This window comes from Enterobacter sp. HMSC16D10 (assembly GCF_001807145.1).
GTDB classification, from domain to species: domain Bacteria; phylum Pseudomonadota; class Gammaproteobacteria; order Enterobacterales; family Enterobacteriaceae; genus Enterobacter; species Enterobacter roggenkampii.
Window position 1 is genome coordinate 30585 of sequence record NZ_KV787905.1, and the last position, 21274, is coordinate 51858.

The 21274-nt window shown below is 58.4% G+C and carries 18 protein-coding genes and 1 pseudogene; 5 read left to right on the forward strand and 14 right to left on the reverse strand.

The annotated features are described in order from the left end of the window. Nucleotides 1–39: 39 nt before the first annotated feature. The 3 genes from HMPREF3143_RS20305 to HMPREF3143_RS20315 are packed head-to-tail and all read right to left on the reverse strand — an operon-like array spanning nucleotide 40 to nucleotide 2955. Nucleotides 40–510 (reverse strand): YehS family protein, encoded by a 471-nt coding sequence (locus HMPREF3143_RS20305; RefSeq protein ID WP_008500891.1) that lies wholly within the window; start codon nucleotides 508–510, stop codon nucleotides 40–42. Between the two features lie 46 nt (nucleotides 511–556). Next, complete coding sequence (gene btsR / locus HMPREF3143_RS20310) at nucleotides 557–1276, reverse strand: two-component system response regulator BtsR (RefSeq protein ID WP_070534210.1); 720 nt, start codon at nucleotides 1274–1276, stop codon at nucleotides 557–559. Beyond that, nucleotides 1270–2955: a sensor histidine kinase gene (locus HMPREF3143_RS20315; protein ID WP_025913217.1), complete on the reverse strand. Its 1686-nt coding sequence runs from the start codon at nucleotides 2953–2955 to the stop codon at nucleotides 1270–1272. The genes btsR and HMPREF3143_RS20315 overlap by 7 nt, the downstream gene beginning before the upstream one ends. Before the next feature lie 218 nt (nucleotides 2956–3173). Here HMPREF3143_RS20315 and mlrA point away from each other — a divergent pair, with 218 nt between their 5' ends. Beyond that, nucleotides 3174–3914, forward strand: a complete 741-nt coding sequence (gene mlrA / locus HMPREF3143_RS20320; protein WP_008500894.1) for an HTH-type transcriptional regulator MlrA — start codon at nucleotides 3174–3176, stop codon at nucleotides 3912–3914. A 69-nt stretch (nucleotides 3915–3983) separates the two neighbouring features. Beyond that, on the forward strand, nucleotides 3984–4097 hold the full coding sequence (locus HMPREF3143_RS25205; protein ID WP_008500895.1) for a protein YohO: 114 nt from the start codon (nucleotides 3984–3986) through the stop codon (nucleotides 4095–4097). Here HMPREF3143_RS25205 and HMPREF3143_RS20325 read toward each other — a convergent pair. The 5 genes from HMPREF3143_RS20325 to bglX form a co-directional block, all read right to left on the reverse strand. Beyond that, nucleotides 4072–4809, reverse strand: coding sequence for an ABC transporter permease (locus tag HMPREF3143_RS20325; protein WP_070534211.1), 738 nt, complete (start codon nucleotides 4807–4809; stop codon nucleotides 4072–4074). The genes HMPREF3143_RS25205 and HMPREF3143_RS20325 overlap by 26 nt on opposite strands. Beyond that, entirely contained in the window at nucleotides 4793–5743 is a 951-nt protein-coding gene (locus HMPREF3143_RS20330; protein WP_070534212.1) for an ABC transporter ATP-binding protein, read from the reverse strand. The genes HMPREF3143_RS20325 and HMPREF3143_RS20330 overlap by 17 nt, the downstream gene beginning before the upstream one ends. Then, the gene (locus HMPREF3143_RS20335; RefSeq protein ID WP_008500898.1) at nucleotides 5736–6893 is read right to left on the reverse strand and encodes an ABC transporter permease; all 1158 of its coding nucleotides are present in this window, start codon (nucleotides 6891–6893) and stop codon (nucleotides 5736–5738) included. The genes HMPREF3143_RS20330 and HMPREF3143_RS20335 overlap by 8 nt, the downstream gene beginning before the upstream one ends. Before the next feature lie 12 nt (nucleotides 6894–6905). After that, entirely contained in the window at nucleotides 6906–7823 is a 918-nt protein-coding gene (locus tag HMPREF3143_RS20340) for a glycine betaine ABC transporter substrate-binding protein OsmF (RefSeq protein WP_021241490.1), read from the reverse strand. 147 nt (nucleotides 7824–7970) lie between these two features. Then, complete coding sequence (gene bglX, locus HMPREF3143_RS20345; RefSeq protein ID WP_070534213.1) at nucleotides 7971–10268, reverse strand: beta-glucosidase BglX; 2298 nt, start codon at nucleotides 10266–10268, stop codon at nucleotides 7971–7973. 189 nt (nucleotides 10269–10457) lie between these two features. Here bglX and dld point away from each other — a divergent pair, with 189 nt between their 5' ends. Both dld and HMPREF3143_RS20355 read left to right on the forward strand, forming a co-directional pair. Next, nucleotides 10458–12206: a D-lactate dehydrogenase gene (dld, locus tag HMPREF3143_RS20350; protein ID WP_044597911.1), complete on the forward strand. Its 1749-nt coding sequence runs from the start codon at nucleotides 10458–10460 to the stop codon at nucleotides 12204–12206. Between the two features lie 111 nt (nucleotides 12207–12317). Continuing rightward, nucleotides 12318–12872 (forward strand): GNAT family N-acetyltransferase, encoded by a 555-nt coding sequence (locus tag HMPREF3143_RS20355; protein WP_008500902.1) that lies wholly within the window; start codon nucleotides 12318–12320, stop codon nucleotides 12870–12872. An 83-nt stretch (nucleotides 12873–12955) separates the two neighbouring features. Here the strand turns inward: HMPREF3143_RS20355 and pbpG are convergent, their stop codons facing one another. Together pbpG and HMPREF3143_RS20365 are read right to left on the reverse strand one after the other, a co-directional pair. Then, entirely contained in the window at nucleotides 12956–13879 is a 924-nt protein-coding gene (gene pbpG, locus HMPREF3143_RS20360) for a D-alanyl-D-alanine endopeptidase (RefSeq protein ID WP_070534214.1), read from the reverse strand. A 167-nt stretch (nucleotides 13880–14046) separates the two neighbouring features. Next, the gene (locus tag HMPREF3143_RS20365) at nucleotides 14047–14634 is read right to left on the reverse strand and encodes a Yip1 family protein (RefSeq protein WP_008500904.1); all 588 of its coding nucleotides are present in this window, start codon (nucleotides 14632–14634) and stop codon (nucleotides 14047–14049) included. A gap of 157 nt (nucleotides 14635–14791) precedes the next feature. Here HMPREF3143_RS20365 and HMPREF3143_RS20370 point away from each other — a divergent pair, with 157 nt between their 5' ends. Beyond that, nucleotides 14792–15364, forward strand: a complete 573-nt coding sequence (locus HMPREF3143_RS20370) for a DedA family protein (protein WP_008500905.1) — start codon at nucleotides 14792–14794, stop codon at nucleotides 15362–15364. 82 nt (nucleotides 15365–15446) lie between these two features. On the opposite strand, the gene HMPREF3143_RS20375 is transcribed toward HMPREF3143_RS20370, so the two are convergent. The 4 genes and pseudogenes from HMPREF3143_RS20375 to bglF form a co-directional block, all read right to left on the reverse strand. Next, nucleotides 15447–16211, reverse strand: coding sequence for an SDR family oxidoreductase (locus HMPREF3143_RS20375; protein ID WP_084832206.1), 765 nt, complete (start codon nucleotides 16209–16211; stop codon nucleotides 15447–15449). A gap of 50 nt (nucleotides 16212–16261) precedes the next feature. Next, nucleotides 16262–17680, reverse strand: coding sequence for a multidrug resistance outer membrane protein MdtQ (mdtQ, locus tag HMPREF3143_RS20380; RefSeq protein ID WP_008500907.1), 1419 nt, complete (start codon nucleotides 17678–17680; stop codon nucleotides 16262–16264). Between the two features lie 201 nt (nucleotides 17681–17881). Continuing rightward, nucleotides 17882–19276 (reverse strand): glycoside hydrolase family 1 protein, encoded by a 1395-nt coding sequence (locus HMPREF3143_RS20385; RefSeq protein ID WP_070534216.1) that lies wholly within the window; start codon nucleotides 19274–19276, stop codon nucleotides 17882–17884. A gap of 12 nt (nucleotides 19277–19288) precedes the next feature. Beyond that, nucleotides 19289–21254: pseudogene (bglF, locus tag HMPREF3143_RS20390) on the reverse strand (PTS beta-glucoside transporter subunit IIABC). Nucleotides 21255–21274: the final 20 nt, after the last annotated feature.

Here is a 21274-nt window from a genome sequence, read left to right on the forward strand (position 1 = left end):
TGTAGGCCGGGTAAGGCGAAGCCGCCACCCGGCTAAACATCACGCCTTCGGGTGATGCACCCGGTGGGTCAGCCCGCGCAGGAAATTACGCAGGAACTGGTCGCCACACTCGCGGTAGTTTTTATGATCCGGTGCGCGCATCATGGCGGTCACTTCCGGCACGGATACGCGGAATTTTTGCTCGGTCATGATCGCCACGATATCGTCCGTTTTCAGCGAGAACGCGATACGCAGCTTTTTCAGCACCGTGTTGTTGTTCACCCGACGCTCCAGCGCCAGCTCTGGCGCGGCAGGATCTTTGCCACGCTTATCGTAAATCAGGCCGTTCAGGAAGCCCGACAGAATGATATCAGGACAGCGGACAAACCCCTCTTCGTCTTCTTTGGTCATCCACGTGTCAAAACTGGCAGACGTGGATTCCATGTCGGACAGCGCAAGAATGCGCACCATGTCGTTATTGTTCGCTTTCAGGGTGTAGCGCAGGCTACGAAGAATATCGTTACTTAGCATAGTGCCTTCGAATGTCGATGATGCAATGGCGCGCAGTGTACCAGCTTTACAGCCCAATCGCCTCTTTCAAACTCTTCAGGTAGCGGCGGCTGACCGGGACGGTTTGCCCGGCGCGCAGCACCAGCTCGGCCTGGCCGTTATCTTCCAGGCGGATCTCCTTCAGATGTGCCATATTCACCAGGTACTGGCGGTGACAGCGAATCAGCGGCGTGCGGCTCTCCAGCGTGCGCAGGGTCAGCTCGGTAAACCCTTCGTTCCCTTCCGCGCTGGTAACAAATACCCCGCTCAGGCGGCTGCTGACAAAGGCCACATCATCCATCTGCAGAAGATAGATCCGGCTGTGCCCGGTGCAGGGGATAAACTTCAGCGGCTGCTGGTTATCCGCCAGCAGCGTGACGTCCTGCACGGTGCGCTCCTGGCGTAAACGGGTGAGCGTTTTATCCAGACGCTTCTCTTCAATCGGCTTGAGTAAATAATCAAACGCATGCTCCTCAAAGGCCTTAACGGCATATTCGTCGAACGCCGTCAGAAACACGATGTAGGGACGATGTTCCGGGTCAAGCATGCCGACCATCTCCAGCCCGCTGATGCGGGGCATCTGAATATCGAGGAACAGCACGTCCGGGCGCAGCTTGTGCACCGCGCCGATAGCCTCAATGGCGTTCGCGCACTCCCCCACAATCTCAATATCCGGCTGCTCCTGCAGCAGAACGCGCAGGTTTTCCCGTGCCAGCGGCTCGTCATCCACAATCAGCACTCTTAACATGCGTTTTCCTCCAGCGGCAGTCGTACGGTAATACGGGTAAATCGGTCGGGCTCGCAGGCGACGGTAATGCCACAGTCATCGCCAAAATGGGCGCGCAGGCGTTTATCCACCAGGCTCATTCCTAAACCGCCGGAGGCGGAAGGCTGATAAAGCCCGGCATTATCTTCAATATCCAGCACCAGGTGATGGTTGAATCGGCTGGCGGCAATGGTTATCTCCCCCCTTCCCAGCAGCTGTGATGTACCGTGCTTAATGGCGTTTTCGACAATCGGCTGCAGGGTAAAGGCCGGAAGATGCTGATACGCCAGCTCGTCCGGCACGGAGAGCGACACCTGCAGACGCGACTGGAAACGCGCCTGCTCAATCTGCAGATAGGCATTCACGTGCTCAATCTCATCGGCGAGGGTCACGATCTCCGACGGCCGCTTCAGGTTCTTGCGGAAAAAGGTCGACAGAAACTGCACCAGCTGCGCGGCCTGATCGCTGTCGCGGCGGATCACCGCTTTAAGCGTATTGAGGGCGTTGAACAGGAAATGCGGATTGACCTGCGCATGCAGCAGCTTAATCTCCGACTGCGTCAGCAGGGCTTTCTGCCGCTCATACTGCCCGGCGAGGATTTGCGCGGACAGCAGCTGGGCGATCCCCTCCCCCAGCGTGCGGTTGATGGAGCTGAACAGACGGTTTTTCGCCTCATACAGCTTGATGGTGCCCATCACCCGCTGATTCTCGCCGCGAAGCGGAATCACCAGCGTGGAGCCCAGCTTGCACTGGGGATGCAGCGAACAGCGGTAAGGCACTTCGTTACCGTCGGCATACACCACCTCGCCGGTTTCGATGGCGCGCAGCGTATAGGCTGAGGAGATCGGCTTGCCCGGCAGATGGTGATCGTCGCCGGTGCCGGTAAAGGCCAGCAGCTTTTCCCGATCGGTTATCGCCACCGCGCCGATATCCAGCTCCTTGTAGAGCACCTGGGCCACCTTCATGCTGTTCTCTTCGTTAAACCCCTGGCGCAGGATCCCTTCCGTCGAGGCGGCAACCTTCAGCGCCGTGGCGGAAAAGGCCGAGGTGTACTTCTCAAACATGGCGCGCTTGTCGAGCAGAATGCGCATAAACAGCGCCGCGCCCACGGTATTGGTCACCATCATCGGAGCGGCAATGCTGCTGACCAGGTGCAGCGCATCCTCAAACGGACGGGCAATCAGCAGAATGATCGCCATCTGCGCCATTTCGGCCACAAAGGTAATGGCACCGGCGGTCAGCGGACTAAATACCTTGTCCGGGCGACCTCGCTTAATCATATAGCTGTGCACCAGACCGCCGAGAAGCCCTTCAACGATCGTGGAGATCATACAGCTCAGCGCCGTCATCCCGCCCATGGAATAGCGATGCAGCCCCCCGGTTAAACCGACAAGCCCCCCGACGACGGGACCGCCGAGCAGCCCGCCCATCACCGCGCCGATAGCGCGCGTATTGGCAATAGAGTCTTCGATATGAAGACCAAACCAGGTCCCCATAATGCAGAATATGGAAAATACGACGTAGCAGAGGAATTTGTGCGGCAGACGGACGGTGACCTGCATCAGCGGGATAAACAGGCGCGTTTTGCTCATCAGCCAGGCAATGACCAGAAACACGCACATCTGCTGAAGCAACAGCAGCACCAGGTTAAACTCGTACATACTCAAAACCGCACACGCTAAAAAACGCGTAACATACACGGATGCGGCTCAACTTTCTTTGAAGCATCCCAAAAAAGCGCAAAATCGTGCCCGTTATCACACCTTTTTCAGAATATCGCATACGCTTCGCATTCTTTGTGCAAAAAACAATCAATTCTTCCTGGTTCGGCAAAGTGGGTCTACAGTTAAGCTGGGGACGCGTAAGCCAGGGGGCGAATATGGCGCTTTACACGATCGGTGAAGTGGCACTCCTTTGTGATATCAATCCCGTTACCCTACGGGCGTGGCAGCGACGGTATGGATTACTCAAACCGCAGAGGACCGACGGTGGGCATCGCCTTTTTAATGATGACGATATCGACCGCATTCGCGAAATCAAAAGCTGGATCGACAACGGCGTGCAGGTTGGGAAAGTGAAGTCCCTGCTGAGCCACGACGACCCGGATACGCAACATCTCTGGCGCGAACAACAGGAAACCCTGCTGCGGCTCCTGCAGGCGGGCAACCTGCAGCGCCTGCGTGGATGGATAAAAGAGCAGGGTCGCGATTACCCGGCGCAGACGCTGATATCCCATCTTTTCATTCCGCTCCGGCGACGCCTGCAGTGCCAGCAGTCCACCCTGCAGGCGCTGCTCAGCATGCTCGACGGCGTGCTGATCAACTACATTGCCGTCTGCCTTGCCTCAGCGAAGAACAAAGCCGGAAAAGATGCGCTGGTTGTCGGCTGGAACGTACACGACACCACCCGCCTGTGGCTGGAAGCGTGGATTGCCACCCAGAAGGGCTGGCGCGTGGATGTTCTGGCGCACTCGCTGGCGCAGCTCAGACCTGAGTTTTTCGACGGCCAGACCCTGCTGGTCTGGTGTGGCGAAGTGCCGTCCGCCTCGCAGCAACAGCTGCTGACGGAATGGCGTGAGAATGGTTACCCGGTCTATTCCCTCGGTCCGGATGAGCCATAACGGCATTTAATGGTTCATTAACAGCTGCGCTTCACCGTATAATTGTTCCGTTAACAACAGGAGCACATGATGAAGGCAACCAAACTGGCCATTATTACCCTTTTTGTCCTGATGGCCGTAAGCGGTATCGGCGGCGTGATGCTGGCAGGATACTCGTTTATTGTTCGCGGCGGTGTCGGCTGAGGTACAGCGCCAGCCGCTCAAAAGCGCGATCGACGACGATTGCCGCCAGCGCAACCAGCAGCGCTCCCTGCACAATATACGCCGTATTAAACCCGCTTAAGCCGATAATGATCGGCGTGCCCAGCGTATTAGCGCCGACCGTCGACGCAATGGTCGCCGTCCCGATGTTAATGATGACCGACGTGCGGATCCCGGCAATGATAACCGGTGCCGCTAGCGGCAGTTCAACCTTGCGCAGCCGCTGACCGCGACTCATCCCCATCCCTTCCGCCACGCTCAGCACGGACGCAGGTACCGCCGCGAGGCCCGCCAGCGTGCCCTGCAGCACCGGCAATACGCCGTACAGAATCAGCGCAATGATGGCAGGCTGTTGGCCAAAGCCCATCACCGGCACCGCTATCGCCAGCACCGCCACCGGGGGAAACGTCTGTCCGATGGCCGCAATCGTCTCCACCAGCGGGCGAAACTCCCGGCCCGCGGGCCGCGTGACCGCGATGCCCGCCCCCACGCCCAGCACAACCGCGATGGCGCTTGAGAGCGCCACCAGCCAGAGATGCGCCAGGGCGAGATTAATGAAGCTCTCCTGTTGATACACCGGCCGCGGCAGCCTGGGAAAGAGACCGTTAAACAGCGCCGCGCTGTGGGGCATCAGAAACAGTAAGCCGACAAAGAGCGCTACCAGCCAGAGAAGCGGATCACGCAGTGCCTTCACGCGTCACCTCCCCGGCCAGCAGATCGCGAAAGTGTAAGGTGCCGCACGGCGCGCCCCGGGCATCCGAAACGGGCAATACTTCGCACTGGCGCGCGACAAACGCGGAGAGCGCATCCCGCAGGCTCATCTGCGCCTGCAGCGGTTCGCCGCTCACCGGCGCCGCCTCCCGACGCATATAGTCGCTCACCGTTCGCAGGGAGAGCAGCCTGACGCCCAATTCGCTGCGGCCAAAAAACTCGCGCACAAAGTCGTTCTTCGGCCAGGTTAACAGCTCAAGCGGCGAGCCCTGCTGCACCACTTCGCCATGATCCATCAGCACCAGATGGTCAGCCAGGCGCAGGGCTTCATCAATATCGTGCGTCACGAGCACGATCGTGCGTCCGAGAATGCGGTGAATGCGGGTCATCTCCACCTGCAGCGCCCCGCGCGTGACCGGATCCAGCGCACCAAAGGGTTCATCCATCAGCAGCTCCTGCGGGTTGGCCGCCAGCGCGCGCGCCACGCCCACGCGCTGCTGCTGCCCGCCGGAAAGCTGGTGCGGATAGCGGTCGCGCAGCGCAGGCTCTAGCCCCAGCAGAGCCATCAGCTCATCAACACGTTCGGCGATTTTCGCCCGCGACCATTTCTCCAGCTGCAGCACGGTGGCAATGTTCTGCGCCACCGTCCAGTGCGGAAACAGGCCGATGGACTGAATGGCATAGCCCATCCGACGGCGCAGCTCCAGCACCGGCAGGCTGCGGATCTCTTCCCCGGCAAAGCGGATCAGCCCGCTGTCATGCTCCACCAGCCGGTTGATCATCTTCAGGGTGGTGGATTTGCCCGACCCGGAGGTGCCAATCAGCACGGAAAACGCCCCCTCGGCAAAGTTCAGGTTCAGGTGGCTCGCCGCGGGGCGACCGGCAAAGGTTTTACTGACATCATGAAATTCAATCATTGGCTCTTCTCCCGAGCAGCGCGAGCCATAAGGCAAACAGTGCGTCGACGACCACCGCCAGCGCAATCGTGGGCACCACGCCCAATAACACCAGATCCAGGGCACTGCTCAGCAGCCCCTGGAAGACCAGCGCGCCAAAGCCGCCCGCGCCAATCAGCGCCGCAATCACCGCCATGCCGACGGTCTGGACCGCCACCACCCTCAGGCTGCGCAACAGCAGGGGCAGCGCCAGCGGCAGCTGAATTTTCCAGAAACACTGCCGCGCGCTCATTCCCATCGCATGGGCGCTTTCCAGCACGTCAGGTGCGACCTGACCTAAGCCCGCGACCACGCCGCGTACCAGCGGCAGCAGGGCATACAGCACCAGCGCGATAAGCGCGGGCGTTAATCCCGTTCCGGCTATTCCCAGCATTCCCAGCGCCGGAAACGACTTCACCAGCCCGGCCAGCGGCGCAATCAGCAGGCCAAACAGCGCGACGGAAGGAATGGTCTGGATAACGTTGAGCACGGTAAAAACCCCGCCCTGGCGTGAAGGATGGCGATAGCACCACATGCCAAGGGGGATCCCAACCAGAAGCGCCGGAAAGAGCGTACCGAAGAGGATCGTCAGGTGCTGCGCGAGGGCATCATCAAACACCTCCTGACGGTTGGCGTACTCTTTTAACAGCGAGAGGTTGTTCAGCTCCCCGCTGAACAGCAGGAGTAAAGGAATACACCATATCTGCGCATTGAGCACCCATCGCCAGACGGCGCTGGGGATGAGTCGACGAATCGCATCGCTACAGGCCAGCAGGCAGAGCGCCAGCCACAGCCACAGGCCGCTGCCGATAGTGGTTCTCGCCAGCGGGCTTTCCGCCGAGGCCATATGCGTCGCCGCCAGCCCGGCGCTCCAGAACAGGAGAATAAACAGCCCTTCAGAGAGAAGCAGCGTCAGCCACTGGGCCGGGCGTCCCTGCCAGAGCGACAGGATCACCCACGCGCCCAGCGCCGCCGCCAGCCACCCCGGCGTAAACGACCAGACCTGCCAGAGCGCTTTGCCCTCCCCCGACATCAGGCGGTTTGGGGCAACGTTGACAAACGGTAACGCGACCGCTGCGATGGCCACGCAGGCCAGCAGCAGCAGGACGCGGTTATGACATTTTATTGGCACAGCCTTTTCCCGTTACTTCACAAGCCCTTGTTGTTTCAGGAAGTCGGCGGCCACTTTTTTGGCATCCAGCCCCTCGACGGCAATGCTGGCATTCAGCTGCTGCAGCGTTTTTTCATCCAGCTTTTCGAAGACCGGTTTGAGCCATTCTGCAATGTCCGGGTACGCTTTCAGCACCGCCTCACGCACCACCGGGGTCGGCGCGTAAATTGGCTGTACGCCTTTTGGATCGGTCAGGGTCTGCAGGCCAAGCGCCGCCACCGGGCCGTCGGTGCCGTAGGCCATGGCCGCGTTAACGCCGGAAGTTTGCTGTGCCGCCGCTTTGATGGTCACCGCGGTATCCCCGCCCGCCAGCGAGAGAAGCTGCGCCTGGTCGAGCTTGAAGTCGTAGGCTTTTTCAAACGCGGGCAGCGCGTCAGGACGCTCGATAAACTCCGCCGACGCCGCAAGCTTAAAGTCGCCCTTCTCTTTCAGGTAGCGGCTGAGATCCGCCAGGGTAGTCAGCTTCCCTTTCTCCGCCACGTCCTTGCGCACGGCGATAGTCCAGGTATTGTTGGCCGGCGCCGGGGTCAGCCAGACCAGTTTGTTCTGTTCCGCGTCGAGTTTTTTGACTTTCTCATACCCGGCTTTGGCGTTTTTCCATGCCGGATCGTTTTCATCTTTGAAGAAGAATGCGCCGTTGCCGGTGTATTCCGGGTAGATATCCAGCTCGCCGGAGGTTATCGCGCCGCGCACGACGGGCGTGGTGCCGAGCTGGACTTTATTGACCGTTTTCACGCCGTGGCTTTCCAGCACCTGCAAGATGATATTGCCGAGCAGCGCGCCTTCGGTATCGATCTTCGAACCCACTTTTACCGGCTCCGCCGCCTGTAACGGCAGGCTCAGCGCCGCCAGTAACACCGCAGATCCCAACATCCCCTTTGCAATCGTCATTCCGCTATCCTCATTTTTTTGCTGCCTTTTTCAGAGGCTTGAGAGAAAAGCGTAGCTTAAAACGGCGGAATTAACCGTCAAAATGCCTTTTTAGCATAAGGTAAGACGCCTCCCCCGCAGGACGGGGGGAGGCAAAGGAGGGAAAGGTTACAGCAGCTCGAACTCGCCTTTATTCACGCGGGCGGAGTCCATGCCGATAAAGACGTTAAATTTGCCCGGTTCCGCATCGTATTTCATCTGCTGGTTCCAGAACTTCAGCGCATCCACGTCGATCGGGAAGCTGATGGTTTTGGTTTCCCCCGGCTTCAGCGTGACCTTCTCGAAGCCGCGCAGCTGTTTCACCGGACGGCTCATCGACGCGGTGACATCCTGCACGTACATCTGGATCACCGTAGCCCCTTCGCGCTTGCCGGTGTTGGTCACCTCAACGCTGGCGGTGACCTTGCCGTCACGCTTCAGGGTCGGCGCCGACATTTTCACGTCGGAGACCTTGAAAGTGGTGTAGCTCAGGCCGTAACCAAACGGATAGAGCGGGCCGTTAGCTTCGTCGAAGTAGCGAGAGGTGTACTTGTTCGGCTTGTCGGCGTTGTACGGGCGACCGGTATTCAGGTGGCTGTAGTAAACCGGGATCTGCCCGACGGAGCGCGGGAAGGACATCGGCAGCTTGCCCGACGGGTTGTAATCGCCAAACAGCACGTCGGCGATGGCGTTACCGCCTTCGGTACCGGCGAACCAGGTTTCCAGAATGGCGTCAGCCTGCTGGTCTTCCTTCACCAGCGCCAGCGGACGACCGTTCATCAGCACCAGCACCAGCGGCTTGCCGGTGGCTTTCAGGGCGGCGATCAGATCGCGCTGGCTCTGTGGAATGGTGATATCGGTACGGCTGGAGGCTTCGTGCGCCATACCCTGCGCTTCACCCACGACCGCTACAACGACGTCAGACTGCTTCGCGGCGTTCACCGCTTCGTCAATCATCTCCTTCGGCGTGCGCGGATCGACCTTCACCGCTTCCTCGTACTGGTTGAGGAAGGTCACGATGTCTTTATCGTTGGTGACGTTCGCCCCTTTGGCGTAAACCACTTTGGCGTTTTCACCAACGGCACTCTTGATACCGGTCAGCACGGTCACGGACTGGTCAGCCACGCCCGCGGCAGACCAGCTGCCCATGACGTCGCGCTTGCTGTCGGCCAGCGGACCCACCACGGCAATGGTGCCGGATTTTTTCAGCGGCAGCGTGTCGAGGCGGTTCTTCAGCAGCACCAGGCTTTCGCGCGCGACGTCTCGCGCCTCTTTGCGGTGCAGGCGGCTTTCGGCATTGGTATCTGCCGGGTCGGAGTCTTTCGGACCCAGGTGGCTGTACGGATCGTTAAACAGCCCCATGTCGTATTTCACGTTCAGCACGTGACGGGTGGCATCGTCCAGCTCCGCCATCGTCACCTTGCCGCTCTTCACCAGCCCCGGCAGGTATTTGCTGTAATACTCGTCGCTCATGCTCATGTTGATGCCGGACTTGAGCGCGACGCGCACCGCGTCTTCCGGATCGGAGGCGGTACCGTGTTTGATCAGCTCTTTAATCGCGCCGTGGTCGGAAACGGTGATGCCCTTAAAGCCCCACTGGTCGCGCAGCACGTCTTTCAGCAGCCAGGAATCAGAGGTTGCAGGCGTGCCGTTCAGCGAGTTCAGCGCCACCATCACCGCGCCGCTGCCCGCATCCAGCCCTGCCTTGTACGGCGGCATGTAGTCGTTGAACAGGCGCTGCGGGCTCATGTCGACGGTGTTGTACTCTTTACCGCCCTCCACCGCGCCGTAGGCCGCAAAGTGCTTGACGCTGGTCATCACCGAGTAGCGGTCCGCCGGGCTTTTGCCCTGCATCGCTTCCACCATGGTTTTACCCATCGTGGAGGTTAAATACGTATCTTCACCAAAGCCTTCCGAGCCGCGGCCCCAGCGCGGATCGCGCGAGACGTCCACCATGGGCGCCCAGGTCATGTTCAGGCCGTCGTCCGCCGCTTCATAAGCCGACACGCGCCCGACGGTTTTCACCGCGTCGAGGTTAAAGGAAGACGCTAAGCCGAGGCTGATGGGAAAGACGGTACGCTGGCCGTGCACCACGTCGTAGGCAAAGAACAGGGGAATTTTCAGGCGGCTGAGATCCATCACCTGGTCCTGCATCTTGCGGATGTCCTGGCGGGTGACGGTATTAAAGATGGCCCCTACCTGCCCGTCTTTGATCATCTCGCGGATGGCCTCTTTCGGGTTATCCGGGCCGACGCTGATCAGACGCAGCTGGCCGATTTTCTCATCGACCGTCATTTTCTTGAGCAATTCCGTGACAAACGCGTCCCGCGCTTCAGGCGTGAGCGGGTGATTGCCAAACAAATCCTCTGCCAGCGCAGGTTGCAGCGCCAGGCTGACGGCGACACCTACAGAACATAGCCATTTCATGTCGTTTTACTCTCTCATCAATAACCGCCGGACGATCTCGGCCATACCGTGCGAAAAGCGCAGTGTGCCACAAACCCTCCGATCGTTGCAGGGTTATTCTCTGATTTTTCTCGTGAATACTCGACCGCTTAACAGTTAATCGCGCTATGCTTTACAGCGAGAAATTTGCCCCACCACAAGGAGTGGAAGATGTCTTCTGTTCGAACTGACGATAACAAAACCTTTATTAACGAACTGTCGCGCCTGGTTGGCTCCTCTCACCTGCTTACCGACCCGGCTAAAACCGCCCGCTACCGCAAGGGCTTCCGCTCCGGTCAGGGCGAGGCACTGGCGGTGGTTTTCCCCGGCACGCTGCTGGAGCTGTGGCGCGTCCTGAGCGCCTGCGTCGCCGCCGACAAGATTATTTTAATGCAGGCGGCCAACACCGGCCTGACCGAAGGCTCCACGCCGAACGGCAACGATTACGATCGTGACATCGTGATTATCAGCACCCTGCGCCTCGACAAGCTGCACCTGCTGGACAAGGGCGAGCAGGTGCTCGCGTTCCCCGGCACGACACTCTACTCCCTCGAGAAAGCGCTTAAGCCGCTGGGCCGCGAACCGCACTCGGTGATCGGCTCCTCCTGCATTGGCGCCTCGGTGGTCGGTGGGATCTGCAATAACTCCGGTGGCTCGCTGGTGCAGCGTGGCCCCGCCTATACCGAGATGTCCCTGTTTGCCCGTATTGACGAAAACGGCAAGCTGACGCTGGTGAACCACCTGGGAATCGATCTCGGCGTCACGCCAGAACAGATCCTCAGCAAGCTCGACGACGATCGCGTGAAGGACGAAGACGTTCAGCACGACGGTCGCCATGCGCACGATCATGACTACGTGACCCGCGTGCGGGATATCAACGCCGATACGCCGGCGCGCTATAACGCCGACCCGGATCGCCTGTTTGAATCCTCCGGCTGCGCGGGCAAGCTGGCCGTTTTTGCGGTGCGTCTCGACACCTTCCCGGCCGAGAAAAAGCAGCAGGTATTCTACATCGGCACCAACCAGCCTGAGGTTCTGACGGAGATCCGTCGTCATATTCTGGGCGAATTCACCCACCTGCCGGTGGCGGGCGAATACATGCACCGGGACATTTACGACATCGCCGAGCGCTACGGCAAAGACACGTTCCTGATGATCGACAAGCTCGGCACCGACAAAATGCCGTTCTTCTTCACCATGAAGGGCCGTACCGACGCGATGCTGGAGAAAGTGTCGCTGTTCAAACCCCACTTCACCGACCGCTTTATGCAGAAGCTGGGCAACGTTTTCCCGGCGCATTTACCGGAGAGGATGAAAACCTGGCGCGACAAGTACGAACATCACCTGCTGCTGAAAATGGCCGGAGACGGGATCGCCGAAGCGCAGGCCTGGCTGACCGAATTCTTTAAAACCGCCGAAGGGGATTTCTTTGCCTGTACGCCTGAAGAGGGCAGCAAAGCCTTCCTGCACCGCTTTGCCGCCGCAGGGGCCGCCATCCGATATCAGGCGGTACATTCCGAAGAGGTGGAAGATATTCTGGCGCTCGATATCGCCCTGCGGCGTAACGACACCGAGTGGTTTGAACACCTGCCGCCGGAAATCGACAGCAAGCTGGTGCACAAGCTCTATTACGGTCACTTTATGTGCTATGTCTTCCATCAGGATTACATCGTCAAGAAAGGGGTCGATGCACACGAACTGAAGGAGCAGATGCTCGCCCTTCTGCGTGAACGCGGCGCACAATATCCTGCGGAACACAACGTCGGACATCTTTATAAAGCCCCTGACGCACTTAAGCAGTTTTATCGCGCGAATGACCCTACAAACAGCATGAATCCCGGCATCGGTAAAACAACGCGGAAGAAATACTGGAAAGAGAGCGCAGACGCGGAGCGGCACATAACGCAAACGTCTGATTAATTCCTACAGCCAAATTTGAGAGATTGTTAAGCGCTCCTTAATCGTAATAGAGTAACCGCTTATCGCCGGAGAAACGTTTCTCCGGCCTTCGATAAGAGGAGCAGGCACATCATGTCGGCTATTGATGTTTTATCCGAGACCGAGCTGGAAGTGCGCGACGCCCGTCCCGATGATGTGCATGCCATTGCCGCGATCTATGCCTGGCATGTGCTTCACGGGCGCGCGTCATTTGAAGAAGTCCCCCCGACTATTGACGAAATGCGTCATCGCATGAAAAGCGTGGCGGAGAACGGTTTACCGTGGCTTATCGCGCTGTACCGCGGCATTGTGGTGGGCTACTGCTATGCCACCCCTTACCGACCGCGACACGCCTACCGCTATACCCTGGAAGAGTCGATTTACGTGGATGCCAGCATCACCGGGCGCGGTTTTGGCACGGCACTGATGGATGCGCTGATCGCACGCTGCGAGCAAGGGCCGTGGCGGCAGATGATTGCCGTGGTAGGAGATGGCAATAACAATGCCGGCTCGTTACGTCTGCATAAAAAACATGGTTTCGTGATTGTCGGTCAGCTGCGCAGCGTAGGCTACAAGAAAGGCGACTGGCGGGATACGGTGATTATGCAGCGCCCGCTCAACGATGGTGACTGGACGCTGCCGGAATAAACGCAAAACGGTAACCTGGGTTACCGTTTTTAGTGTTTGTAGGCCGGGTAAGGCAAAGCCGCCACCCGGCACTGACAGACGGCTCAGTCGTTCTGCGCCGTCGCCATCTGCTCCGCTTTCTGCTTTTTATACGTCAATGCCGCGGCCGGGACAGGCTGCACTTTTCCTGTTTCAATCCAGGTCCGCAGGCGGCTCGCATCCGCGAAGTGCGTATATTTGCCGAAGGCATCCATCACTACCAGCGCCACCGGCTTACCGTTAAATACGGTGCGCATCACCAGACAGTGTCCCGCCGCGTTGGTAAAGCCGGTTTTCGTTAGCTGAATATTCCAGTTATCCCGGTATACCAGATGGTTAGTATTGCGGAACGGCAGCGTATAGGCCGGGTTCGCAAAGGTCGCCATCTCTTCACGGGTGGTACTGAGCTGACCAATCAGCGGGTACTGTTTGCTGGCAATCAGCAGTTTCGTCAGATCGCGCGCCGTGGAGACGTTGTTGATCGACAGCCCCGTCGGTTCCACATAGTGCGTATTGTTCATCCCCAGCGCTTTGGCTTTGGCGTTCATCGCGCGGATAAACGCGTCGTAGCCGCCCGGATAGTGGTGCGCCAGGCTCGCCGCCGCGCGGTTTTCAGACGACATCAGCGCCAGCAGCAGCATATTTTTACGGCTGATCTCACTGTTCAGCCGCACGCGGGAGTAGATCCCTTTCATCTCCGGCGTGTGGCTAATATCCACTTTCAGTTTTTCGTCCAGCGGCAGATGGGCATCAAGCACCACCATCGCGGTCATTAATTTGGTAATTGAGGCGATCGGTCGCACCAGGTCCGGATGGCTGGCGTAGATCACCTTATTGGTGTTGAGATCGACAATCATCGCGCTGCCGGACGCAATTTGCGGCTGAGCAGCAGCGGTGGTCACCGCGGGCGTTTTGTCGACGGCCGGTACGACTGCGGACGCACCCAGCAACAGCGCCAGGCTAAGTAAAGAGACTCGGAATTTCAGCATGGTGAGACTTCTGATAATTATTCACGCACGTTATGACGTACACCGCCTGGGTTGTTGGATAAACACAGGCTGGCTTCGGCATCATAGCCGTCAGCGGGCGTTGTCGCCAGAGGATAATCGTGAACGGATGCTGCATTGCTGGCATTTACGCCAGCAATGCAGTGAACTCAGAAGAGACGGTATCCATAACCCCAAAGAATCACCGTCAGCGCCAGGAGCGCCTCCAGCACCAGCACCCCGATGGCGAGCGTTGAGCTCGAGAAGCTCAGCCCCTCTTCTTTATTGATATTCAGGAAGGTAGGAACCCCCAGATACAGCAGATAACCGGTGTAAAAGAGGGCAATGGTACCGATCAGCGCGCACAGCCAGACCAGTGGATAGAGCGCAACAATACCGCTTAAGAACAGCGGGGTCGCGACATACCCGGCAAAGACCATACAGTGCGCCAGCGATGGACGCTGCGGATAGTTACGCGCCATCCAGTGAATGACGCGCCCCATGACCGCCACCCCCGCCAGCATCAGGCCATAAAAGATGATGGCAAGATAGAGTCCGGTAAACCAGGAAAGCTGAACCACGGTGCCGTCACCGAAGTTCCAGCCGATTTGTGTCGTTCCGATAAAAGCGCATATTACCGGCACCGCGGCCATCAGCAGCACGTGGTGCGTGTAATGATGCGAGACCGTTTCGTTCTCACTTTTAATGACATGCATTTCACGATCGGGATGGGAGAAAAGTCCCCAGACATGGTTCATAGCGCCCCCTTGTTGTCGGCCCGTCAGCGATACCTTAAGTATAATGCAGGCTTTAGATTATTTTATGTACAGTGGGAAATTTCCGTTGATTTCCCCGCCGTTGATTCAAGGGGTATATGATTAAACGAGGCACGCAGAGGGAGAAAACCGTTACGTAATGGATATTAACGCACTCATTGAGCAATATGGCTATGCCGCGCTGGTCATCGGCAGCGTGGCAGAAGGTGAAACCATCACGCTGTTAGGGGGCGTCGCCGCGCATCAGGGGTTACTGAAGTTCCCGCTGGTTGTTGCCGCGGTCGCGCTGGGCGGGATGATAGGCGATCAGCTGCTCTACTTTCTGGGGCTGCGCTTTGGGCCCACGCTGCTCAAGCGTTTCGCAAAGCATCAGAAGAAAATCCGCCGCGCTCAGCGGCTCATTCAACGTCATCCCTACCTGTTCGTCATTGGCACGCGCTTTATGTATGGCTTTCGCATTATCGGGCCGATACTGATTGGCGCCAGCCATCTGCCGCCCAAAATTTTTCTGCCGCTCAATATTGTGGGCGCGATTGCCTGGGCGCTGATCTTTACGACGCTCGGCTATGTAGGGGGGGAAGTGATTGCGCCCTGGCTGCATAATCTCGACCAGCACCTGAAGCACTGGGCGTGGTTGATTCTGGTGGTTGTGGCGGTGATTGCGGTGCGACTGTGGCTGAAGCACCGTGAAAAGACGCGGGATGAGGAGTGAGTGCGGCCTGATGCCCTCACCCTAACCCTCTCCCACAGGGAGAGGGAACTAAAAATACCCTCTCTCACAGGGAGAGGGGAATCTATCCCTCCGGCTTAAACTGCGGGTTCGCCAGCATAAAGCCCCCGTCGACGATAAACGATTGCCCTGTTGTATAGCTGGCGTCGCTGTCACACAGCCACGCCACCAGGCTGGCAATCTCTTTCGTGTGGCCCGGCCTTGCCAGCGGGATTTCCGGCATGGAGCCTTCCTTCACTTCGCTGTCGTCCATGTCGTTCATCGGCGTGGCAATCGCACCCGGCGCGACGGCGTTCACCAGAATGTTGTGCTTCACCAGCTCCATCGCCATGGATTTGGTTAACCCGCCGAGCGCGTGTTTAGCCGCCGTGTAGGCACTCGCTTGCGGCAGAGGCGTGTGTTCATGCACCGAGGTGATGTTCACAATCCGTCCCCCTTCCCCCTGCTTCACCATCTGCCTTGCGGCTATCTGTGAACAGAGAAACGCACCGTCCACGTCGACGATGAAAATATTCCGCCAGTCGTCAAACGGCATCTCGAGGAATGGCGCTTTGGTCATCGCCCCTGCATTATTGACCAGCACGTCCAGCCGGCCAAAGCGCGCAATCAGCGTCTCTATGGCCTCAGCGCCTTCCGGCAGGGTGCTTAAATCAAGGTGGACAGCCTCCGCGCGCTGCCCCTGCGCTTCGACTTCACGGCAGGTTTCCAGCGCCCCTTTCTCATCCGAGTGCCAGGTGACGCCAATATCAAACCCGCGCTCTGCCAGCATCAGGGCCGTGGTTTTACCGATCCCGGAATCCGATGCGGTCACAATCGCTACTCTGGTCATACTCACCTCCTGAAAAACTGCAAAGAGGTAAGTATAGTTAATGACCTTTTTTAGCCATGATGATAGCCACCGCCCAGCGCGGAGGTCAGCTGCAGCGTGGCGTCTACATACTGCCCCTTCAGCAGCAGTCCTTCGAGGTGCTCTTTGAGGGCCGGTATTCTGGCTTCACTGACCCGGGAGCCCGCAACGATCCCCGCGCTGAAACGCGCCTGCGCCAGCGCTACAACCCGTGCCGCATCTTTTTCAACCTGCTGCTGGTGGCTGTTTTTCGCCATGAGCGTTTCGACTTCACTGGCCGTGTGTGCCACCTGATTGACGGCCTCTACCACCGCTTTGTTGTAGTTGGCTACTGAAAGGTTGTTCTGCGCCTGAGCGATATCCAGCCCGGCGTTAAGCCTGCCGCTGTCGAAAATCGGCAGCGTCAGCCCGGCGGTCACGCCCATCTGCTGCGCGGACGAACGGAACAGATCGCTCAGATGGAGGGCATCCTGCTGTAAGAACGCCATCAGGTTCACGTCAGGATAAAACGCCGCTCTGGCGGCCTCCACTTCGCTCATGGAGGCTTCGATATACCAGTGCGCCTCCTGCAGATCCGGACGGCGTGCCAGCAGTTCATAGCCGAGCGTCGACGGTAGCGAGGCTTCCACCGTTGGCAAAGCGTGCCGCGTCAGCTTCACGGAGGAGGCGTTCGTCAGCGCGACCAGGCGCGCCTCAATGGCTTTCATTTTCCCGTTGACTTCGGCCAGCTGCTCTTCGGTTTTGCTGGCGTTGATATCCGTTTCAACGCCCTCCACGGAGGAGGTGATCCCGTGCTGATACAGCTCGCGATCGGCACCGATAATATTGTCCTGCTCATGTTTAATCTGCGCGAGGACCTCCCCCACGGCGGCCTGCGTTTGCCACTCCCAGTAGAGCCGCGCCACGCTGCTGGCCAGCAGCTGACGGGTCTGCTCCAGCTCCGCTTTTTGCGCATTCACTTTGCCAATCCGGGCTTCGACCTGCGCGCGATTTTTTCCCCACAGATCGAGATCCCAGCCTGCCGTCAGGCCAAAGGTGCCGTTGGTGTACCACGGCCCGGTTGTCCCTGCCGCCGGGTCGGTAATGGCAAAGGGCCCCATCAGCCCCTCGGCGGACATTTTCTGACGTTCGGCATCCGCTGAAAAATCAATCTGCGGACCGTCGGCAGCCATAGCCGCTTTGGCCTGGGCTTCCGCAAGCGTAATGCGCTGACGGGCAATCTGCATATCCGGCGCATCGCTTAATGCTTTCGCAATAAGCCCGTTAAGTTCCGGATCGTTATATGCTTTCCACCACTCATTTTTCGGCCAGTCCTGATGATTCAGAACCGTATTCACCGACGCCGCCGTGGTTTGCGTTTTAATGGGAGATACCGTGGCATGTTCAGGCGCACAGGCAGCCAGAATAAAAACGAAGGGAGCACTCAGAGATAAAATAAGAGAACGTTTCATGACGCCATAAACTCAAAAAATAAAGGCGCAAATTACGCTTGATTCTCTTTATTTTTTTAGTAATGCGTGGCAATGCGTAAATTGTCATAGATTTAAATATACGGAAAAATATTCACCAAAATTATTATTTAAATTGAATTATGCAAATAAAAAATAATCAACCCGACAGGGTGAACATCCCCTGTCAGGTTGATCGCTTTATTAAACTTTCAGCGAAGCGCCTTTTGTCGCAATAACCTCTTTATACCAGTAGAAACTTTTCTTACGGCTGCGCGCCAGCGTGCCTTTCCCGCTGTCATCGCGATCGACGTAAATAAAGCCGTAGCGCTTAGAGAGTTCAGCTTTTGATGCGCTTACCAGATCGATGGGCCCCCAGCTGGTGTAGCCCATCACCTCAACGCCGTCTTCAATGGCTTCCCGCACCTGCACCAGGTGATCGTTGAGATAGCTGATGCGGTAGTCGTCCTGCACCGTGCCGTCTGCGTCCGGTTTATCCTTCGCCCCGAGGCCATTTTCCACGATAAACAGCGGCTTCTGATAGCGATCCCAGAGTACGTTTAGCAGGGTACGCAGGCCGATGGGGTCAATCTGCCAGCCCCATTCGGAACTGGCCAGATGCGGGTTTGGCACCATGCTCAGGATATTGCCGCGCGCCTGCTGGTTGAGGGCTTCATCCGCGGTGACGCAGCCCGTCATGTAGTAGCTGAAGGAGATAAAATCGACGGTAGATTTCAGCGCCTCGCGGTCGGCGTCCGTGACCTCTAGCTGAATGCCGTTGTCGCGGAAGAAGCGCTGCATATACCCCGGGTAGGCGCCACGGCACTGCACGTCGCCAAAGAATTGCCACGCGCGGTTTTCCTGCAGCGTCTCCAGAACATCTTCCGGCTTGCAGGTCAGCGGATACATCAGGCCGCCCAGCAGCATGTTGCCGATTCTGGCATCCGGGATAATCTCATGGCAGGCCTTCACCGCCAGCGCGCTGGCCACCAGCTGGTGGTGGATCGCCTGGTACACCTCCCCTTTGCTGCTGGTTTCCGGCAGACCGACGCCGGTCATCGGCGCGTGCAGAGACATATTGATCTCGTTGAAGGTCAGCCACAGCTTGACCTTCTCTTTGTAGCGCGCAAACACGGTACGGGCATAGCGCTCAAAGAAGCCGATAGTCTGACGGCTGCCCCACCCGCCGTACTGCTTCACCAGCCCCCACGGCATTTCATAGTGCGACAGCGTCACCAGCGGCGTGATGTTGTGTGCGGCCAGCTCGTCAAACAGCCGGTCGTAAAACGCCAGCCCCGCCTCGTTCGGCTGCTGCTCGTCACCGTTCGGAAAAATGCGGGTCCAGGCAATGGAGACGCGCAGGCAGCTAAAGCCCATCTCGGCGAACAGCTTGATGTCTTCCGGGTAGCGATGATAGAAGTCGATGGCGACATCCTTGATGCTGCTGTCCCCAGGGACGCGCTCAACTACCGGGCCGAAGACACCCTGCGGCTGAACGTCAGAGGTGGACAGCCCTTTCCCCTCCTCCAGATACGCCCCCTCTACCTGATTCGCGGCAACCGCGCCGCCCCATAAAAAATCGTCCGGGAAAGTTTTCATCACGTTCTCCTGTTATTGATGACTGACGCTGAGTAACGGCGCACCGGCAATGACGGACGTTGCCGCCACGGTCGCCACCTCGCGATACTCGTCGCTGTTACTGATAATAATCGGGGTCGCCAGGTCGTATCCGGCATCGATAATCGCCTGTCGGTCAAACTCCAGCAGCAGATCGCCGGGCTGCACCTTGTCACCGACCTTCACATGGGCGGTAAACGGCCTGCCGTCGAGCTTCACGGTGTCGATACCCACGTGGATCAACACTTCAATCCCGCTGTTACTGAGCAGGCCGATGGCGTGTTTGGTCTGGAACAGCGAAGCCACCACACCGGCAAACGGGGCAACCACTTTGTTATCGGAGGGAATAATCGCGGCGCCGCTGCCCAGCAGGCCGCTGGCAAACGTGGTATCCGGCACCTGGTCGAGAGCAAGAACGGTACCGGTCATCGGCGATAGCACATCGTTTTCGCCCGCGGAGACCACATTCTCTGGCGCGGTGTTTCCTGGCATACCGGCGAGCAGCGTCAGGCCGCAGCTCAGTACCAGCGCCACCACCGTGCCGATAATGCCTCCCCACAGCGTGGCGTCCACGCCGCCCGGCGGAATCATCTGGGCGATGGTAAAGATATTGGCGAAGCCGAAGGAGTAAACGTGGGTGTCACTGAAGCCGACAATCGCCCCGCCGATAGCGCCAGCCACGCAGCCAAAGATAAACGGACGGCGCAGCGGCAGGTTTACGCCATACACTGCGGGTTCGGTGATACCAAAAATACCTGCCGTCACGGATGAACCGGCCAGCATTTTCTGACGCGCATCGCGGGTACGCAGGAAAATGCCCAGCGCCGCCCCCACCTGGCCAAACACCGCAGGCAAAAGCATGGGCAGCATGGAGTCATGCCCCAGCACCGCCAGGTTGTTGATCATCAGCGGCACCAGCCCCCAGTGCAGGCCAAAAATAACGCAGACCTGCCACAGCGTGCCCATCGCCGCGCCCGCCAGCCACGGTGCCAGAACGTAAACAGTCTGATAGCCGTTCGCCAGCATCTGGCTCAGCCAGGTCGCCAGCGGCCCGATAACGAGGAAAGTCAGCGGCACGGTCACGCCCAGACAGATCAGCGGCGCGAAGAAGTTTTTCATCGAGGAAGGCAGCAGCCTGGTGCTCTGTTTTTCCAGCCAGCAGCTGACCCACGCGGCGAGAATAATCGGGATCACCGACGAGCTGTAGTTGAACCACGTGACGGGGATGCCCAAAAAGGCTTCCGATACCGCGCCCGGCTGCTGGCTGGCGTTGAACGCCGCAATCATCACCGGATGGGTGAGCGCCCCGCCGATCACCATGGTAATAAACGGGTTGCCGCCGAACTTTTTCCCGGCGGTATAGCCCAGCACCAGCGGGAAGAAGAAAAACAGCGCATCGCTGGCGGCAAACCAGATTTTATACGTGCCGCTCTCGGTCGTGAGCCAGCCGCAGACCACGGCCAGCGCCAGCAGCCCCTTCAGAATACCGGACGCGGCCAGAATGCCAATAAATGGGGTAAAGATCCCGGAGACGATGTCAATCAGGCGGCCCAGCAGGTTCCCCTTTTCGCCCTTCTCTTCCACGACAGGGGCGTCGTCGGTCAGGCCTGCTTCATTGCGCACTGCCTGCCAGACGTCGTGAACGTGGTTGCCAATCACCACCTGAAACTGGCCGCCGCTTTCGACCACCATGATCACGCCCGGGTTTTTCTTGAGCCCTTCCGCATCCGCCCGTTGATTCTCTTTCAGTTTGAAGCGAAGCCGGGTCGCGCAGTGCACAAGACTGACGATGTTCTCTTTTCCGCCAACGTGGCCGAGAATATCCTTCGCTAACGCCTGGTATTCCATCTCGATTTCCTTACATCCGATGCCCGCAGGCACCTGTTGACTGAGTACAAAAATAAAAAAACCCGAGAACGACCTTCTGACGAAGGCCGCGCTCAGGTTTTGCCTGCGTGATGCAGTAACAATCCTGTTTTG

Bases quoted from the DNA above. Each gene is read 5' to 3' on its own strand.
- bglX (WP_070534213.1), bottom strand. From the start codon at position 10,268: ATGAAATGGCTATGTTCTGTAGGTGTCGCCGTCAGCCTGGCGCTGCAA.
- HMPREF3143_RS25205 (WP_008500895.1), top strand. From the start codon at position 3,984: ATGAAGGCAACCAAACTGGCCATTATTACCCTTTTTGTCCTGATGGCC.
- HMPREF3143_RS20355 (WP_008500902.1), top strand. From the start codon at position 12,318: ATGTCGGCTATTGATGTTTTATCCGAGACCGAGCTGGAAGTGCGCGAC.
- HMPREF3143_RS20370 (WP_008500905.1), top strand. From the start codon at position 14,792: ATGGATATTAACGCACTCATTGAGCAATATGGCTATGCCGCGCTGGTC.
- mlrA (WP_008500894.1), top strand. From the start codon at position 3,174: ATGGCGCTTTACACGATCGGTGAAGTGGCACTCCTTTGTGATATCAAT.
- HMPREF3143_RS20340 (WP_021241490.1), bottom strand. From the start codon at position 7,823: ATGACGATTGCAAAGGGGATGTTGGGATCTGCGGTGTTACTGGCGGCG.
- mdtQ (WP_008500907.1), bottom strand. From the start codon at position 17,680: ATGAAACGTTCTCTTATTTTATCTCTGAGTGCTCCCTTCGTTTTTATT.
- dld (WP_044597911.1), top strand. From the start codon at position 10,458: ATGTCTTCTGTTCGAACTGACGATAACAAAACCTTTATTAACGAACTG.
- HMPREF3143_RS20375 (WP_084832206.1), bottom strand. From the start codon at position 16,211: ATGACCAGAGTAGCGATTGTGACCGCATCGGATTCCGGGATCGGTAAA.
- HMPREF3143_RS20385 (WP_070534216.1), bottom strand. From the start codon at position 19,276: ATGAAAACTTTCCCGGACGATTTTTTATGGGGCGGCGCGGTTGCCGCG.
- btsR (WP_070534210.1), bottom strand. From the start codon at position 1,276: ATGTTAAGAGTGCTGATTGTGGATGACGAGCCGCTGGCACGGGAAAAC.
- HMPREF3143_RS20365 (WP_008500904.1), bottom strand. From the start codon at position 14,634: ATGAACCATGTCTGGGGACTTTTCTCCCATCCCGATCGTGAAATGCAT.
- HMPREF3143_RS20330 (WP_070534212.1), bottom strand. From the start codon at position 5,743: ATGATTGAATTTCATGATGTCAGTAAAACCTTTGCCGGTCGCCCCGCG.
- pbpG (WP_070534214.1), bottom strand. From the start codon at position 13,879: ATGCTGAAATTCCGAGTCTCTTTACTTAGCCTGGCGCTGTTGCTGGGT.
- HMPREF3143_RS20305 (WP_008500891.1), bottom strand. From the start codon at position 510: ATGCTAAGTAACGATATTCTTCGTAGCCTGCGCTACACCCTGAAAGCG.
- HMPREF3143_RS20315 (WP_025913217.1), bottom strand. From the start codon at position 2,955: ATGTACGAGTTTAACCTGGTGCTGCTGTTGCTTCAGCAGATGTGCGTG.